The organism is Zhongshania sp. (genome assembly GCF_047636175.1).
In the GTDB taxonomy this organism is placed as follows: domain Bacteria; phylum Pseudomonadota; class Gammaproteobacteria; order Pseudomonadales; family Spongiibacteraceae; genus Spongiibacter.
Map to the genome: position 1 here is coordinate 153,858 of NZ_JBLIKC010000005.1, position 16,266 is coordinate 170,123.

At 49.1% G+C, this 16,266-nt stretch carries 16 protein-coding genes; 7 read left to right on the top strand and 9 right to left on the bottom strand.

Translation table 11 applies throughout. From position 1 onward, the window contains the following. Positions 1-33: 33 nt before the first annotated feature. The 6 genes from cysG to ACI955_RS04410 are packed head-to-tail and all read right to left on the bottom strand — an operon-like array spanning position 34 to position 7,575. Complete coding sequence (cysG, locus tag ACI955_RS04385) at positions 34-1,437, bottom strand: siroheme synthase CysG (RefSeq protein WP_415242518.1); 1,404 nt, start codon at positions 1,435-1,437, stop codon at positions 34-36. 4 nt (positions 1,438-1,441) lie between these two features. Beyond that, positions 1,442-2,746 (bottom strand): serine--tRNA ligase, encoded by a 1,305-nt coding sequence (serS, locus tag ACI955_RS04390; protein ID WP_415242519.1) that lies wholly within the window; start codon positions 2,744-2,746, stop codon positions 1,442-1,444. 37 nt (positions 2,747-2,783) lie between these two features. Beyond that, a complete protein-coding gene (gene crcB, locus ACI955_RS04395; protein WP_415242520.1) occupies positions 2,784-3,158 on the bottom strand; it encodes a fluoride efflux transporter CrcB in 375 nt (124 codons plus the stop codon). A gap of 45 nt (positions 3,159-3,203) precedes the next feature. Next, complete coding sequence (locus ACI955_RS04400; RefSeq protein WP_415242532.1) at positions 3,204-4,484, bottom strand: replication-associated recombination protein A; 1,281 nt, start codon at positions 4,482-4,484, stop codon at positions 3,204-3,206. Between the two features lie 17 nt (positions 4,485-4,501). Further along, positions 4,502-5,242, bottom strand: a complete 741-nt coding sequence (lolA, locus tag ACI955_RS04405; RefSeq protein WP_415242521.1) for an outer membrane lipoprotein chaperone LolA — start codon at positions 5,240-5,242, stop codon at positions 4,502-4,504. An 11-nt stretch (positions 5,243-5,253) separates the two neighbouring features. Then, positions 5,254-7,575 (bottom strand): DNA translocase FtsK, encoded by a 2,322-nt coding sequence (locus tag ACI955_RS04410; protein ID WP_415242522.1) that lies wholly within the window; start codon positions 7,573-7,575, stop codon positions 5,254-5,256. A 266-nt stretch (positions 7,576-7,841) separates the two neighbouring features. Here ACI955_RS04410 and trxB point away from each other — a divergent pair, with 266 nt between their 5' ends. The 4 genes from trxB (at position 7,842) to infA (ending at position 10,611) form a co-directional block, all read left to right on the top strand. After that, positions 7,842-8,792 carry a thioredoxin-disulfide reductase gene (trxB, locus tag ACI955_RS04415; protein WP_415242523.1) on the top strand — a complete coding sequence of 317 codons (951 nt, stop codon included), beginning with the start codon at positions 7,842-7,844 and terminating at the stop codon, positions 8,790-8,792. 18 nt (positions 8,793-8,810) lie between these two features. Next, entirely contained in the window at positions 8,811-9,536 is a 726-nt protein-coding gene (gene aat / locus ACI955_RS04420; protein WP_415242524.1) for a leucyl/phenylalanyl-tRNA--protein transferase, read from the top strand. Positions 9,537-9,538: 2 nt separating this feature from the next. Beyond that, a complete protein-coding gene (locus ACI955_RS04425; protein WP_415242525.1) occupies positions 9,539-10,243 on the top strand; it encodes an arginyltransferase in 705 nt (234 codons plus the stop codon). A gap of 149 nt (positions 10,244-10,392) precedes the next feature. Beyond that, positions 10,393-10,611: a translation initiation factor IF-1 gene (gene infA, locus ACI955_RS04430; protein ID WP_008247839.1), complete on the top strand. Its 219-nt coding sequence runs from the start codon at positions 10,393-10,395 to the stop codon at positions 10,609-10,611. A gap of 9 nt (positions 10,612-10,620) precedes the next feature. Here infA and clpA read toward each other — a convergent pair whose 3' ends face one another. Next, the gene (clpA, locus tag ACI955_RS04435) at positions 10,621-12,897 is read right to left on the bottom strand and encodes an ATP-dependent Clp protease ATP-binding subunit ClpA (RefSeq protein WP_415242526.1); all 2,277 of its coding nucleotides are present in this window, start codon (positions 12,895-12,897) and stop codon (positions 10,621-10,623) included. Positions 12,898-12,928: 31 nt separating this feature from the next. Further along, entirely contained in the window at positions 12,929-13,276 is a 348-nt protein-coding gene (clpS, locus tag ACI955_RS04440; RefSeq protein WP_415242533.1) for an ATP-dependent Clp protease adapter ClpS, read from the bottom strand. Positions 13,277-13,469: 193 nt separating this feature from the next. Between clpS and ACI955_RS04445 the strand changes: the two genes are divergently transcribed. Next, the gene (locus tag ACI955_RS04445) at positions 13,470-13,682 is read left to right on the top strand and encodes a cold shock domain-containing protein (protein ID WP_415242527.1); all 213 of its coding nucleotides are present in this window, start codon (positions 13,470-13,472) and stop codon (positions 13,680-13,682) included. Between the two features lie 61 nt (positions 13,683-13,743). On the opposite strand, the gene icd is transcribed toward ACI955_RS04445, so the two are convergent. Then, positions 13,744-15,000 carry an NADP-dependent isocitrate dehydrogenase gene (gene icd, locus ACI955_RS04450; protein ID WP_415242528.1) on the bottom strand — a complete coding sequence of 419 codons (1,257 nt, stop codon included), beginning with the start codon at positions 14,998-15,000 and terminating at the stop codon, positions 13,744-13,746. Between the two features lie 151 nt (positions 15,001-15,151). Here icd and ACI955_RS04455 point away from each other — a divergent pair, with 151 nt between their 5' ends. Both ACI955_RS04455 and ACI955_RS04460 read left to right on the top strand, forming a co-directional pair. Then, entirely contained in the window at positions 15,152-15,790 is a 639-nt protein-coding gene (locus tag ACI955_RS04455) for a pseudouridine synthase (protein WP_415242529.1), read from the top strand. 46 nt (positions 15,791-15,836) lie between these two features. Next, the coding region (locus ACI955_RS04460; RefSeq protein ID WP_415242530.1) for an NUDIX hydrolase at positions 15,837-16,266 on the top strand (430 nt) is incomplete at its 3' end.

The following is a 16,266-nucleotide window of genomic DNA, read 5'->3' on the forward strand; positions in this document are numbered from 1 at the left end:
ACTCCTTGTACATTAATGTCTAGATAAAATGTTTTATATGTCTACTTTGGTCAAGTCGTATTTCTCGTACCAAGCCAGTTTTTCTCGTAATTTAACCACCTCGCCAACAATAATTAAGGTGGGTGCCCGCACAGGTTCGTGCTTTAACTTTTCAACCATCGTTGCCAGCGTGGCCACCACCACTTTTTGATCTGAGGTGGTGCCTTGCTGAATAAGGGCAATTGGGGTGTCTGCTGGGCGACCAAATTCGATTAGTTTTTCGCAAATACTTGGCAGACCAATCAGACCCATATAAAACACTACGGTTTGTGCTGGTTTTGCTAATTCTTCCCACGGTAAATTAATGCTGTTGTCTTTTAGATGACCAGTAACAAAGCGCACTGACTGGGCATAGTCACGGTGAGTAAGAGGTATACCCGCGTAACTTGCACAACCCGCCGCTGCGGTTATGCCAGGTACAACCTGAAACGGGATTTTGTGCTGCGCTAGCTCTTCTATCTCCTCGCCGCCGCGACCGAATATAAAGGGGTCGCCACCTTTTAAGCGGGCGACTTTTTTTCCCTCTCTCGCGTACTTCACGAGCAAGCTATTAATATCTTGTTGAGGAACAGCGTGGTCTGAGCGCGCTTTGCCGACATAGACGCGCTCCGCATCTTTACGACACATATCGACAATCGCAGGGGCAACCAGACGGTCGTACAAAACCACGTCCGCGCGTTGCAGCAAGCGCAGTGCCTTAAATGTCATTAGGTCTGGATCGCCAGGTCCGGCGCCAATTAAATAGACTTCGCCGCCATTGTCGATGCTGCCATTTTTAATGGCGTCTTCCAGCATGGTTGCTGCGGCTTTATCGTTGCCGGCAAATACCATTTCTGCCACCGGCCCCTGCAGGGCCTTCTCCCAGAAATGACGACGATCTTCAATGTTTTCAAAACGTTCTTTTACAGCATCCCGGAACTGGCTAGCTAAATTACCTAAGCGGCCGTACGCGGCGGGGATACTGGCCTCTAAGCGCGAGCGCATCATGCGCGCAAGGACCGGACTTTTGCCGCCGCTGCTTATGGCAATAATCAGAGGGGAACGGTCGATAATTGCCGGTAAAATAACACTACACAGTGCTGGATCATCAACCACATTGACCGGAATATTCCGCTGGTGACAGGCGGCCGAGACGCGACTATTGAGAGCTTGGTCGTCGGTTGCGGCAATAACCAAAAACACATTGTCTAGTAGATGATCGCCGTAATCTCCACGAATACATTCGCCGCCGGCATTCAAAACCAATGACGACAACTCCGGCAAGATTTCGTGGGAAACCAAACGCACTTGCGCGCCCGCCTTGCAGAGTAAGCGAGATTTACGTAACGCAACCTGACCACCGCCAATTAATAAACACGGTTTGTTGCGAAGGTCAGTGAATAGTGGAAGAAAATCCATTCGCTCAGAACTCTCCAACTTTTAGCTGAGTTATGCCGCCCATATAACTATGAAGTACCGTCGGCACAGATAGCGAGCCATCTGCTTGCTGGTAATTTTCTAGAATGGCCACCAAAGTGCGCCCTACCGCCAGCCCAGAGCCGTTTAGGGTGTGTAACAGTTCAGGCTTGCCGGTTTCGGGGTTGCGCCAGCGCGCTAACATCCGACGCGCTTGGAAGTCACCAAAATTACTGCAGGATGAGATCTCGCGATACGCACTTTGGCCTGGTAACCACACTTCCAAGTCGTAGGTTTTACGCGCCGAAAATCCGAGGTCGCCACCGCATAAAATCACTTTACGATAAGGCAGGTTTAACTTTTGCAGAATGGCTTCGGCGTGCCCGCATAGGGCTTCCAATGCCGCATCGGACTCGCTTGGACGTACAAATTGTACGAGTTCAACTTTCTCAAATTGATGCTGACGGATCATGCCTCGGGTATCGCGGCCATAACTACCCGCTTCGCTTCGGAAACAGGGGGTATGGCAGGTAAAACGCAGTCCTTGTTCTAATTCTGTCGGCTCGACAATGGTGTTCCGGTATAAATTTGTGACCGGTACTTCTGCCGTTGGAATCAGGTAGTAACCGGAATCTCCCTGTAATTTAAATAAATCCGCTTCGAACTTAGGCAGTTGGCCTGTGCCACGAAGTGATTCTGCATTCACCATATAGGGAACGTAAACTTCCTGATACCCGTGTTCAAGGGTGTGAGTATCTAGCATTAATTGTATTAGGGCGCGATGCATACGGGCTAAACCACCGCGCATTACCGCAAAGCGACTACCGGTAATTTTGGTGGCAACTTCAAAATCTAAGCCGCCGAGATTCTCACCAACGTCAACGTGGTCTTTTGCGTCAAAGTCAAAGTTTCTTGGCTCGCCCCAGCGCAATACTTCTATATTGCTGGCCTCGTCTTTGCCAGCCGGCACCTCATCAGCCGGTAAATTGGGCACCGCCATTAAAAGATGGTCTAGCGCGTCGTTGGCTTCCTTGGCTTGATGTTTTAGTGCTTCAAGCTCGGTTTCAATTTTTGCTAGGCTTTCGTTCACTTGGGCTTTGGCGTCATCGACATTGAGGCCGGACTTGATGAGCTCGCCAACTTGCTTGGACGCTTTTTTCCGCTCTGCTAATAAATTTTGGCTATTGATGTCTGCCTGCTTACGCAAGGCGTCTAAGGCTTCGAACTCAGCGACGTCAAACGTGTATTCTTTTTTGCTCAGCGCGCCGGCAATAGCCTGAGGATCGAGCCGAACTTTCTTAACATCTAACATTTAAATCAATCTCCAACGATCTGTATTTAATACTACTTTATAATCTAGCCAATCCCATTCCCAACCAGCAGCCAATAACGCAGGTGGCCAGTGTTGCAGACATATACAGCATTGCCATGGCGATTTTACCCGCCTCAAGCATTGCTACCGACTCTAATGAGAAGGTTGAAAAGGTGGTAAACGCACCTAGAAAGCCCACTATCAGCACGTAGCGCCAGTCGTCGTGCAGCGCCGACTTCTCGGTGATGACAACATAGAGCGCGCCGATTGTGAATGAGCCGACAATATTGATTGCAAATGTACCCAAAGGCCAGTGAACCTGCGCCAAATAAATGTTCACCGCGCGACCGATGCCATAACGGCTCAATGCACCAAAGGCGCCGCCTATGGCAATTAGAAAATACACTTGCACGAATTTAGTCTCCGATTTGAGGCGCTCTATTCTACCGCATTCGGCTTAACGATAGCGTGTGTGCGGCGATGCCGCATCTCGTTCTCGTAAATAACGCATTTTTTCAGCGATTTTTTTCTCTAAACCGCGTTCAACCGGCTGATAGTAGATCGTGTCTTTAATCTCTTCTGGCAGGTAGTTCTCACCGGCGGCGTAGGCATCAACTTCATCGTGGGCATAGCGATAGCCGTCGCCGAAGCCCTGTTTCTTCATCATGCCCGTTGGTGCATTGCGCAAATGCATGGGCACGCCATAACTTGGCATGGCGGCAATATCGCGGCGAATATGATTGTAGGCGGTGTATACCGCATTACTTTTGGGTGCGGAGGCTAGGTAGCAGACGGCCTGCGCCATGGCCAACTCGCCCTCAGGGCTACCCAAGCGCTCTTGGGCATCCCAAGCGTCTAAACAGATTCGCAGTGCTCTTGGGTCGGCATTGCCAATATCTTCACTGGCCATACGAACCAAACGTCTTGCGATGTACAAGGGCTCGCAGCCGCCGTCAAGCATACGGGCAAACCAATATAGAGCGCCGTCAGCTGAGCTACCGCGCACAGCCTTATGCAGGGCTGAAATTTGCTCATAAAAGAGATCGCCACCCTTATCAAAACGGCGCGGCTGGCCGTTGAGAACTTGAGCAATTACTTCTTCGCTGAGGGTTTTTCCCTCACTCCGGCTTTTTACCATATCGCCAGCGAGTTCAATAAGATTTAAAGCGCGCCGGGCATCACCATCGGCATGGGCGGCGATCAGCGCGACTTGGGCGGGATCTATTTCCCAGCCTTCGCGTTCAGCGGCGTGTTTAACGATATTGATTAGGGCATCGTCGGTCAGGGCGTTTAACTGATAAACCCGCGCCCGCGACAACAATGCATTATTGATTTCAAAGGATGGATTTTCGGTAGTGGCACCAACAAAAATTACGGTGCCATCTTCAACATAGGGCAAGAAGGCATCTTGTTGGGCTTTATTAAAGCGGTGCACTTCGTCGATAAATAATATTGTTCTACGCTTAAAAAACTGCTGCTTTTTGGCTTCTTCGACGGCTATGCGGATATCTTTTACGCCGGCTAAAACCGCAGAAAGACTGATGAAATGAGCATCACAGAGCTGGGCTATCAATTGCGCTAAGGTGGTTTTACCCACGCCCGGTGGGCCCCAAAATATCATCGAATGAAGCTGGCCCGAGTCCAGTGCCCTGCGCAGTGGTTTGTCCTCAGCCAATAGGTGCTCTTGGCCAAGATAGAATTCCAGTGTCTGCGGCCGCATCCTTGCCGCCAATGGCATTGCTGCTTGGGCGTCACTCAAGGCTGGCGTGCCGCAGATTCATTAAATTCGAAGGTTTTAGGGTCGAATTTAATGTTATATTTTGCGTCGACGAAATCAATCTGAGTGGTTTGTTCTAGGGTGTCGACCAAACGCATTCCGGTCAGCTTGCCCATATTGAATACGAGTCGCATTTCTGAAAAAGTGCCCTGCTGCTTTGGAATTAACACAAATTCACGAGTGCTAGCTGATTTAATCACTCTGACGTCATAGTCCGCAGCAAGTTGATCAATAGATGCGCCAATAATCATTGCCGGGGTTTGTGACATTTGAGAATCAAAGGGATCAGTATTCAACTGTTCAAGGTCAGCGTCATAGCGCCACACGGTTTCGCCATTACTTATCAGCAGATAACGAAACGGTTCAAGGCTTTCCCAGCGGAGTTTATTTGGCCGGTTTAAGGCAATTGTACCCTTGCTTTCCTGCAGTAATTCGCCGCTTACGTCGCGAACCTGCTGAACAAACTTGGCCTTCAGGCTTTGGGCGCCGGAAAGATGCAGATGCAGCTGGGCGACATCGCCTTCAGCAAAGGCGGGAAGTTGCAGCAGAGACAAACAAAAAAACACAAACAGCTGACGCATAGAAGTCTTTGAACGCGTCAAAATCTCACTCATTGAAGAGGAAAATGTGCGGCTAATCAGTTGGTTTGTCGCCATAAATAAGCGATTGAGTGCTCTGGTGCCGCTGTCAGAGGGCCAAGGTACAGTTGTGTCTCGCATAATTTTCACTTCTAATCGCGTGGAGGTGGCGCCAGTACTTCTCGACTTCCGTTGCTGGCCATCTCAGTTACGACACCGGCGACTTCCATTGTTTCAATTAATCGTGCCGCGCGATTATATCCAATGCGTAATTTACGCTGAACGGCGGAAATTGATGCCCGCCGACTTTGGGTTACGTATTGAACGGCTTCGTCATAGAGCACATCACCTTCACCGTCATCGCTGCCTTCGGCAGGCATTCCCGGCATGGCATCGGTGGTGCTGCCCTCTTCTAGCAGGCCATCGATATATTGCGGTTCACCGCGGCGCTTCCAGTCTGCGACCACTCTATGCACTTCTTCATCGGACACAAAGGCGCCGTGGACTCGAATCGGGATACCCGCCCCTGGCGGCAAGTACAGCATGTCGCCGTGCCCTAAAAGCTGTTCTGCTCCGCCTTGATCCAAAATAGTTCGCGAGTCGATTTTAGAAGACACTTGAAAACCGATACGCGTTGGCACATTGGCCTTGATCAAACCGGTAATCACATCAACCGAGGGCCGCTGCGTAGCGAGTAGTAAATGAATACCTGCCGCTCGCGCTTTTTGTGCGATACGGGCAATTAATTCTTCGACCTTCTTGCCGACGATCATCATCATATCGGCAAACTCATCGATCACCACCACGATCGATGGCAGCACGATTAAGTCGGGAGCCTGGGCCTCTTCCAATCCAGCCTGATAATGGTCTTCTGGCTTCCACAATGGATCTTTAATAGGCTCGCCAGCGAGAATGGCGTCTTTGATCTTGCGATTAAACCCTGCCAGATTACGAACGCCCATCTTAGACATTAACTTATAGCGGCGCTCCATCTCAGCCACACACCAGCGCAGGCCATTGGCGGCATCTTTCATATCGGTAATAACGGGGGTCAATAAGTGCGGAATACCATCGTATACCGATAGTTCCAGCATCTTGGGGTCTACCAGCATCAAGCGTACTTCTTCCGGTGTCGATTTGTATAAGAGGCTTATCAACATCGCATTTACGCCAACAGACTTACCTGAACCGGTGGTGCCCGCCACGAGCAAATGAGGCATTTTGCCGAGGTCGGCGCATACCGGTTCGCCGGAAATATCATGCCCTAGGGCAAGCGTTAGCGGCGATTTACTGGCTTCAAACACCTGGGATGCCAGCACATCATGAAAGTTAACGATTTCGCGATCTTCGTTGGGGATCTCTATGCCCACATAGGGTTTACCGGGAATAACCTCGACCACCCTTACGCTCACCACTGCGAGGGAGCGGGCTAAATCTTTTACCAAATTAGAAATTTTACTGACTTTTACGCCGGCGTCAGGCTCTAGTTCAAAGCGCGTGATAACCGGCCCAGGGAACACCGCAATGACTTTTGCGGACACACCAAAATCTAGTAACTTGATTTCAAGTAGACGCGACATCGCTTCCAGGGTTTCTGGCGAAAAACCGCGCTCTGGATTATGAACCGCTCTATCTAAGAGATTTAACGACGGTAATGTGCCGGTTACCGGTCCGTCGAACAATGAGGTTTGGCGCTCTTTTTCTGGACGCGACGACTTTGCGACGGGTTTTGGCGGCGGCGCTATTTGCGGTGGAATACGCGTCTTCTGAATTTCAGTTTTGGTCGTAAACGCTTCGTGACGCGCCTTGCTTGCGGTGGCAGCTTTTTTACGTTCTGCCCGGGCTTGGCGATAGCGATAAACAGCATCAGTGGCTTGCTGACATAAACGCAGGGTTGAGGCGCCAAGGGAGTCCATGAATTTTATCCATGACAGATCAGTGAACACTGTTAAGCCAAATAGTAAAATAGCAATTAATAGCAGGCGACTGCCAAATTCATTAAAAGACGCTAGAGTAGCGTGCCCTACCGCGTCCCCCAGCACGCCGCCGGCACCAAACGGTAGGCCGCTATTGCCATAATCGCCATTTGCTGCCAGTCCGGTACTAGATATCATGACCAGCACTAAACCAATAACACGCAGAGAAAAAACCAGGGAGTCAAAGTCGGCTGGACGATAGCGCGACTTAAATAAACGCCAGGCCCGAAACGCTAACATACTGGGGAAAACGTAGGCCATAAAGCCAAACAAGGCAAAGAATACATCGGCCAGCCACGCACCCACCGGACCGCCAGCGTTCATCACGCCATCGCCATTGCCTGTTCTAGACCACCCAGGGTCATTGCCGCTGTAAGTCAGTAGAGACACGAATATATAAATGCACACGGCAACGAAGCCAATTAAAAGGCCTTCACGGAGGCGCAAATGCAAGACTTCGCGGTTATCTGGCGCTAATTTTGTTGTCGGTTTAGGCAAAAGAAAACAATTTCCTAGTTACTTCTAGCTTAAACGGCCATTGACACATTCTATGATGCCGTTACGAGAAAGAGTGGTATGTTAATGACGCTAAAGATGAGGCTATTGAAAATACCAAATCGGACCCAATATTAGCACTATGTCTAGGTATTTGTCGCCGCGAAGACATTTTGATGCGGATAACAAATTCCCCTATGATATGCGCCTTATATCAGTCAATTCGGAGTGCAGTACGTTCACTCCCCTGAATGGAATACACTAATTTTATGAGCGACAGTCAACACCATCGTCTAATTATTCTAGGTTCGGGCCCTGCCGGCTATACCGCAGCTGTTTACGCTGCCCGCGCCAATCTTAACCCCGTGGTTATTGCTGGTATTCAGCAAGGTGGTCAGCTCACTACCACCACCGATGTCGATAACTGGCCAGGTGATCAAAACGGCGTTCAGGGACCAGAGCTGATGGTTAGGATGCAAGAGCACGCTGAGCGCTTTGATACAAAAGTTATTTCCGATCATATTGAGTCTGTCGATCTGAAAAACAGACCGTTTACGCTGAAAGGTAGTAAAACTTATACCTGTGACGGTTTAATTATTGCTACTGGCGCTTCTGCTCAATACTTGGGCCTAGCCTCCGAGGAAGCGTTCATGGGTAAAGGCGTTTCAGCCTGCGCGACCTGCGACGGATTCTTTTATCGCGGCAAAAAAGTCGCCGTTATTGGCGGTGGTAATACCGCCGTCGAAGAAGCTTTGTATCTATCTAATATTGCTTCTGAGGTGACACTGATACATCGTCGCGACACTTTGCGTTCTGAAAAAATATTGCAAGATAAACTGCTTGAACGCGCAGCCAATGGCAATATCAATATTTTATGGCACAACACCCTAGATGAAGTATTGGGTGACGATAGCGGCGTAACTGGCTTGCGAATAAAAAGCACCAAAGATGGCAGTACCCAAGAGATTGATGTTGCTGGGGTGTTTATTGCTATTGGTCACAAGCCAAATACCGATATTTTTGATGGCCAGTTAGATATGAAAGACGGTTATTTAACTATAAATAGTGGTACTCAGGGCAATGTAACCCGCACCAGTGTTGAGGGTGTGTTTGCCGCTGGCGATGTCGCTGATCATATTTACCGTCAAGCAGTTACCTCTGCCGGCTTTGGCTGTATGGCCGCACTTGATGCTGAGCGCTATCTCGACGATTTAGTCTAAAGCCTGGCGGCTTATCTTATGGCGACTATTCCTTGGCTCGATATCGATAAGCTGGATTTCCCCAACGTCGAAAATGCCCTAGATGACCCCAACGGCTTGCTAGCCGTTGGCGGTGACCTTACTAAAGATCGAATTTTGGCAGCGTATCGACAAGGTATTTTCCCTTGGTACGAGGAATCGCAGCCCATTCTTTGGTGGTCTCCGCAGCCACGTGCCGTTTTATATCCGGATCAGGTGTACATCAACCGTAGCTTGCGTAAGACACTGCGTCGTGCTGCTTATTCGGTCAGTTTCGATACTGCGTTTAACGAAGTGCTAGAGGGCTGCGCCGAGCTAAGTCCCAAGCGCCAAGGCACCTGGATAACAGACGATATGCGCGCAGCGTATCAGGCGCTCCATCGAGCCGGCTGGGCACATTCTGTTGAAGTTTGGCGGGATGGTGATCTCATTGGTGGTCTTTATGGCATAGCGATCGGTCAGATGTTTTTCGGTGAGTCGATGTTTAGTCGCGAGGCCAATGCCTCGAAAATTGCACTGGTACATCTTTGCGGACAACTTCAACAATGGGGGTATCCACTCATTGATTGTCAGGTTGGAAATGACTACCTTGACAGCATGGGTGCACAAGAAATACCTCGCGGAACCTTTAAACAGCATCTTGAGCAATACACCAATGCCGTCGGGCAACCGCCGGAGTATTGGGTAATGAATTGGGCTTACGGAAAGTCCACGCCCACGGATTAGGTATGACAGATTCAAAGGAAATAAAACTCTACGCTACGCATCCTCACCCCTGCAGCTATTTCGACGATCGAGAGGCAAAGACTATTTTTATCGATCCTGATATGTCGCCTTCACACGCGGTATACAGCGAGCTATCTCGACGTGGATTTCGGCGCAGCGGAAATCATATTTATCGCCCCGACTGCAATAGCTGCAATGACTGTATTTCCAGCAGGGTGCCGGTGAGCACTTTCGTGCCAACGCGTAGTCAGCGTAAAGTTCTCAATCGCAATACAGATTTAACAAGCAAAATAATGCCAACACTCTGTGAACAGGCATACGACTTATACGAGCGATATATTAATATCCGCCATCGCGACGGTGATATGTTTCCGCCATCGAGGGAACAATTTAATAGTTTTTTAGCTTCAGGCAACGCGGCGACTGAATACCTACATTTTTATGACGACAGTGTTCTGGTGGCCGTTGCGGTCACCGATGTGTTAGATGACGGTTTATCGGCGATCTACACATTTTATGATCCAGAATTAAGCCGACGCAGTTTGGGTGTTTACGGTATTCTTTGGCAAATTAAATACGCAAAATCCCTTAATTTACCGTATACCTATCTTGGATATTGGATCCGTGACTGCCAAAAAATGGCGTACAAATCTGATTATCGCCCTATAGAACTGCTAATAAATAGCCGTTGGGTACAACTAGACTGAGTTTAAACTTTAGTATTGGGCTAACAATCTACTATGGAAATTGCCAAGCACAGTAAATTAAGGCAAAATGCGCGCAGTTTTGATAGCCCGTCGTGGCCTCAGTGCTTTTCAATTATTAATTCTTAAAGACTTTCGAGGATAGTTGCCGAATGGCGAAAGAAGACCAGATAGAAATGGAAGGCGAAGTCATTGATACTTTGCCAAATACCACGTTTCGCGTGCGCTTAGAGAATGGCCACGTAGTGACCGCTCATATCTCAGGCAAAATGCGTAAGCATTACATCCGGATATTAACCGGAGATAAGGTCAAGGTTGAATTAACCCCCTATGACCTCAGTAAAGGCCGCATCACTTTCCGCGGCCGCTAAGCGAATACCTTATTCGCAGGTCTGGCTCTCCTCTTCATCCACTGTGTCTGCGGTAAGAGCTAGGCCATCACCTTCAACCGTGATGCTGACCGTCCCGCCCTGCTTCTCTAGACAACCGAACAGCACCATCTCAGCGAGCGGCTTTTTGATATGCTCCTGAATAATGCGAGCCATCGGCCTTGCGCCCATAGTCTTGTCGTAGCCTTTGTCGACTAACCATTGCCGTGCGGCGTCGTCAACTTCCAGCACAACTTGTTTGTCGTCTAATTGAGCTTGCAGCTCGACTAGGAACTTATCGACCACGGTTAATATCACATCAGCTTCCAGCGGCACAAATGTAATCACGCTATCTAAGCGATTGCGGAACTCGGGTGTAAACAAGCGGTTAATCGCCTCGCTAGAGTCGGTTTGGTTATCCTGCTCAGTGAAGCCGATTGAGCGGCGGCTCATGCTCTCGGCACCAGCGTTGGTCGTCATCACGAAAATCACATTTCGGAAATCCGCTTTTCGACCATTGTTGTCAGTGAGTGAGCCGTGGTCCATCACCTGTAATAACAAGTTAAATAAGTCAGGATGCGCTTTTTCAATCTCATCCAACAACACCACTGAATGCGGATGCTTGGTAACCGAGTCGGTTAGCAAACCACCTTGATCAAAACCAACATAGCCTGGCGGTGCACCAATTAACCGTGACACGGTATGACGCTCCATATACTCGGACATATCGAAGCGCAATAACTCCAAGCCGAGCAGTTTAGCAAGTTGTCGGCAAATTTCAGTTTTACCCACTCCTGTTGGGCCTGCCAGTAAGAAGCTGCCAATGGGCTTTTCTACTGACTTCAGGCCTGCGCGAGCAAGTTTGATCGAAGCGCTTAGCTCGGCCACCGCTTTATCTTGACCGAAAACCACCATTTTCAGATTGTCTTCAAGCTTGGCAAGTGATGCACGATCGTCCGACGACACACTTTTAGGCGGTATACGGGCAATCTTAGCCACTATCGCTTCGACTTCGGCGATGTCTATTTTTTCAACTCGATTTTCAGGCTTCTGCAAACGCTGATAGGCACCCGCCTCATCGATCACGTCGATGGCCTTGTCCGGCAAAAAACGGTCGTTGATATAACGCGCTGATAACTCAGCTGCTGAACGCAGGGCACCGTCGGTGTACTTGAGTTCATGGTGGCTTTCGAAGCGTGAGCGCAGCCCTTTTAGAATTAAAAAGGTATCTTCTACAGACGGCTCATTGATATCGACCTTCTGGAAACGGCGACTCAAGGCACGATCCTTATCGAAAATCCCACGATATTCTTGGAAAGTAGTGGAGCCGATACAACGCATTTGACCGGAACTCAGCAATGGCTTTAAGAGATTGGACGCATCCATTACTCCGCCAGACGCTGCACCCGCACCAATGATGGTATGGATTTCATCGATGAACAAAATGGCGCCTTCGCGTTTTTTAAGGTCTGAGAGCAGGCCTTTCAAGCGCTTTTCAAAGTCGCCGCGATATTTAGTGCCCGCGAGTAAGGCGCCCATATCAAGGGAGTACACTACGCTGCCAATGAGCACGTCAGGCACTTCACCATCGACAATACGTTTTGCTAGGCCTTCTGCAATCGCGGTTTTGCCAACACCGGACTCGCCCACTAATAGCGGGTTATTTTTGCGGCGTCGGGTAAGAATTTGGGCAACCCGTTCCACTTCGTCAGCGCGACCAATAAGCGGGTCTATGCGACCGGCCTTTGCTTCTTCATTTAAATTAGTAGCGAAGTTGTCTAGCGGACGCTGCTCTGGATCAGTATTTTCTGCGTCTTGATCTTGCTGCTCTTGATCAGGACCTTCCGCACCGGAGACTTTAGAGATCCCGTGGGTAATGTAATTAACCACATCAAGACGATTAACGTTTTGCGACTTCAAAAAATAAACCGCTTGGCTCTCTTGCTCACTAAACATGGCCACAAGCACATTTGCGCCAGTCACTTCCTGTTTGCCGGAGGACTGCACATGGAAAACAGCGCGCTGCAGTACCCGCTGAAAACCCAGAGTTGGCTGGGTGTCGCGTTCGGCATCATCTTCAGGGATGCGAGGCGTCGTTGCCTCGACAAATTCCTTAAGTTCACCTTTAAGCTGGGTCAAATCCGCACCGCATGCCAACAGCACTTTCACGGCGGCCTCATTATCGGCCAAGGCCAATAAGAGGTGTTCGACGGTCATAAACTCATGCCGACGACTGCGAGCCGATTTAAATGCCTGGCTCAATGTTGTTTCGAGATCTTTGCTCAACATAGATTACATCCGCATTTTGACATTAAAAACTTCAGGCATCGCTATCTTCTGTCTCAGCAAGTAGCGGGTGCCCATTATCTCTTGCGTATTGGTTTACTTGTGCCGCCTTAGTTTCGGCGATATCTTTAGTAAACACACCGCACACGCCTTTACCTTTGGTGTGCACTGCAAGCATTACTTGTGTGGCGCGTTGCCGATCCAAGTAAAAGAAATCTTCTAAAATTTCAACTACAAACTCCATTGGTGTGTAGTCATCATTTAATAACACCACAGCATACATACGTGGCTTTTTTAATTCCGGTTTTGACTCCTGAATTGCCAAGCCGCTGCCGTTGTCTTCGTCGGGCTTATCGCCTGAATTTCGGATATTAATATGCATATTCACTCGCTTTACCTGAGCTTATCACCACTTTAACCTCGCGCAATAGGGAAATTCACCAACTTCACCCCTTACGTCTTCTTAACTTGACGGCGAGGCCGGACTGTTTTAAAAATGGGGGCTAAGTCGTAAAATACAAGGCTGTTTTCGTAAATTCGACCATAACTATAACTATAACTAGGGAAGTAAAGCTATGCAGCAAGGTGTTGTAAAGTGGTTCAATAACGCCAAAGGCTATGGTTTCATCGTCGCGGAAAATAGTGAAGAAGAAATTTTTGCGCACTATTCCGCCATTACGATGGAAGGTTATAAAACTTTGAAGGCGGGACAAAGCGTGAAGTTTAGCTCCGAGCCGGGCCCCAAGGGGCTGCATGCTACTGATATTCAAGCGTCTGACGAAGCCTGAAAGAAAAAAGATTACCTGCTAAAGAATATCGCCACCGACGAGCGCCGGTGGCGAATAGACACTATGCCATATGTTTAACGATTGCGTCGCCAAACTCTGAACATTTCAGCAAGGTAGCACCTTCCATCAGGCGCTCAAAGTCATAGGTCACAGTCTTAGCTTGAATTGCGCCATTCATACCGACAATGATCAAGTCTGCAGCTTCATTCCAGCCCATGTGACGCAGCATCATTTCCGCAGACAAAATCAGTGATCCGGGGTTCACTTTGTCTTGGCCTGTGTACTTGGGCGCAGTGCCGTGTGTCGCTTCAAATAGAGCAATATTATCACTCAGGTTTGCTCCTGGCGCGATACCAATACCACCGACCTGCGCAGCAAGCGCATCAGACAAGTAATCGCCGTTGAGGTTGAGTGTCGCGATAACGCTGTACTCGTCCGGACGCAACAACACTTGCTGAAGCATGGCATCAGCGATGACGTCTTTAACGACGATATCTTTGCCGGTGTTTGGGTTCTTAATGCTTACCCAGGGGCCGCCGTCGAGCAGTTCGCCACCAAATTCTTCCATTGCTAGCTCGTAAGCCCAGTTTTTGAAAGCACCTTCGGTGAACTTCATGATATTGCCTTTGTGCACGATGGTCAGTGACGGCAAATCTTGGTCGATGGTGTACTGAAGGGCTTTACGTACTAAGCGCTGAGTACCTTCTTTAGAAACTGGCTTGATACCAATACCGCATTCTTGTGGGAATCGGATTTTGGTAACGCCCATTTCTTCCTGTAGGAATTCAATCACCTTAGCGACTTCAGGAGTGCCGGCTTTCCACTCAATCCCTGCATAAATATCTTCAGAGTTTTCGCGGAAAATAACCATATTGGTTTTGCCTGGCTCTTTCACCGGAGACGGCACACCTTCAAACCAGCGCACTGGACGCTGACAGACGTAAAGATCTAATTCTTGACGCAAGGCGACGTTTAAAGAACGAAAGCCACCACCAACTGGTGTCGTTAGCGGACCTTTAATGCCAACGACGTAATCTTTAATTGCATCTAGAGTTTCTGCCGGGAACCAATCACCGTCATACAGCTCTGCCGCTTTTTCGCCGGTGTAAATTTCCATCCAGCTGATTTTCTTAGTGCCTGAGTAGGCTTTTTCAACGGCTGCATCAACTACGTTGATCATCGCCGGAGTAATGTCTGCTCCGATGCCATCACCTTCGATAAAAGGAATAATTGGCCGATCGGGTACATTGAGGGAAAGATCCGCATTAACGGTAATTTTCTCGCCCGCAGTAGGTACCTTGATATGTTGGTATCCCATTTTTGACTCCATGGTTTATCAGTTAATATCTGTGCTCGTGCTCGCTCACAAACGAAATAAACTGCAATTTGCTACAATGCAGCTTCAGCAAAAAGCAAGTCATCATAACACTTTATACCCAGATTTCTTCTATGAATGAGCCTATTTTAGCGTGAGTGATATTTTTTTATTTAATAAGCCCTTTCAGGTCATGAGTCAGTTTACTGACGCTGATGGCCGAGCCAACCTATCTGATTACATCAGGATACCCTCGATATATCCAGCCGGCAGGCTCGATTATGATTCCGAGGGGCTGATGATTTTAACCGGCGACGGCGAACTGCAGCATCAGATAAGTCACCCACGGCATAAGTTACCCAAAACCTATTGGGTACAACTTGAAGGTGATGTCAGCGATGAGGCCTTGGCCGCGCTGAAAAAAGGCGTGCAGTTAAACGATGGTCCCACTTTGCCGGCAATAGTAAAGCAAATGGATGAGCCTGCAGGGCTCTGGGGCCGCACGCCGCCGGTCCGTTTTCGCGCCAATATTCCTACCAGCTGGATAAGCCTGACAATAAGTGAAGGCCGCAACAGGCAGGTTCGACGTATGACTGCCGCGGCCGGCTTCCCTACCCTGCGCTTGATACGCGCGAGCATTGGCGACTGGAGCATTGAAAGCCTGGCGCCAGGGGAATATACCCCACTCACCCTAGGGCCTGAATTTGCTCGTTATAAGCCTCGCAGGAGCGCCAAGCCGAAGCCTGCTGGCGGCAAAACTCATAAGCGGTGGCCTCGTAAGCGTAGTTCTTAACGCATTGTGCCTGTTACAATTACCACTTTAGCAAGCGGAAGACCCTATGGATTGGCAGCCCCATGTAACCGTCGCGACTTTGGTTGAAAACGATGGTAAGTTTTTATTCGTTGAAGAAATCAAACATGGCCGCAGAGTAATAAACCAGCCGGCGGGACATCTTGAAAAAGATGAGAGTCTAGTGGCAGCGGCGCTGCGAGAAACACTGGAGGAAACTCAGTGGCGGGTAGAGATTTTAGGGGTCATAGGTGTCGGTCTGTACACGGCGCCGGAAAATGGCGTGACTTATCAACGCACCAGTTTTTTTGCTCGGCCTATCGCATTTTGTCCAGAACAAAAACTCGACACTGACATTGAGCAAGCAATTTGGTTAACTCCAGACGAACTGCGAGCACGCACTATTGAGCTTCGCAGCCCCTTGGTACTGGAATGCTTAGAGCGATACTTGCGGGGGCAGCGCTACCCACTATCACTGA

Bases quoted from the DNA above. Each gene is read 5' to 3' on its own strand.
- serS (WP_415242519.1), bottom strand. From the start codon at position 2,746: ATGTTAGATGTTAAGAAAGTTCGGCTCGATCCTCAGGCTATTGCCGGC.
- lolA (WP_415242521.1), bottom strand. From the start codon at position 5,242: ATGCGAGACACAACTGTACCTTGGCCCTCTGACAGCGGCACCAGAGCA.
- clpS (WP_415242533.1), bottom strand. From the start codon at position 13,276: ATGCATATTAATATCCGAAATTCAGGCGATAAGCCCGACGAAGACAAC.
- trxB (WP_415242523.1), top strand. From the start codon at position 7,842: ATGAGCGACAGTCAACACCATCGTCTAATTATTCTAGGTTCGGGCCCT.
- icd (WP_415242528.1), bottom strand. From the start codon at position 15,000: ATGGGATACCAACATATCAAGGTACCTACTGCGGGCGAGAAAATTACC.
- clpA (WP_415242526.1), bottom strand. From the start codon at position 12,897: ATGTTGAGCAAAGATCTCGAAACAACATTGAGCCAGGCATTTAAATCG.
- ACI955_RS04400 (WP_415242532.1), bottom strand. From the start codon at position 4,484: ATGCCATTGGCGGCAAGGATGCGGCCGCAGACACTGGAATTCTATCTT.
- ACI955_RS04425 (WP_415242525.1), top strand. From the start codon at position 9,539: ATGACAGATTCAAAGGAAATAAAACTCTACGCTACGCATCCTCACCCC.
- cysG (WP_415242518.1), bottom strand. From the start codon at position 1,437: ATGGATTTTCTTCCACTATTCACTGACCTTCGCAACAAACCGTGTTTA.
- infA (WP_008247839.1), top strand. From the start codon at position 10,393: ATGGCGAAAGAAGACCAGATAGAAATGGAAGGCGAAGTCATTGATACT.
- aat (WP_415242524.1), top strand. From the start codon at position 8,811: ATGGCGACTATTCCTTGGCTCGATATCGATAAGCTGGATTTCCCCAAC.
- ACI955_RS04445 (WP_415242527.1), top strand. From the start codon at position 13,470: ATGCAGCAAGGTGTTGTAAAGTGGTTCAATAACGCCAAAGGCTATGGT.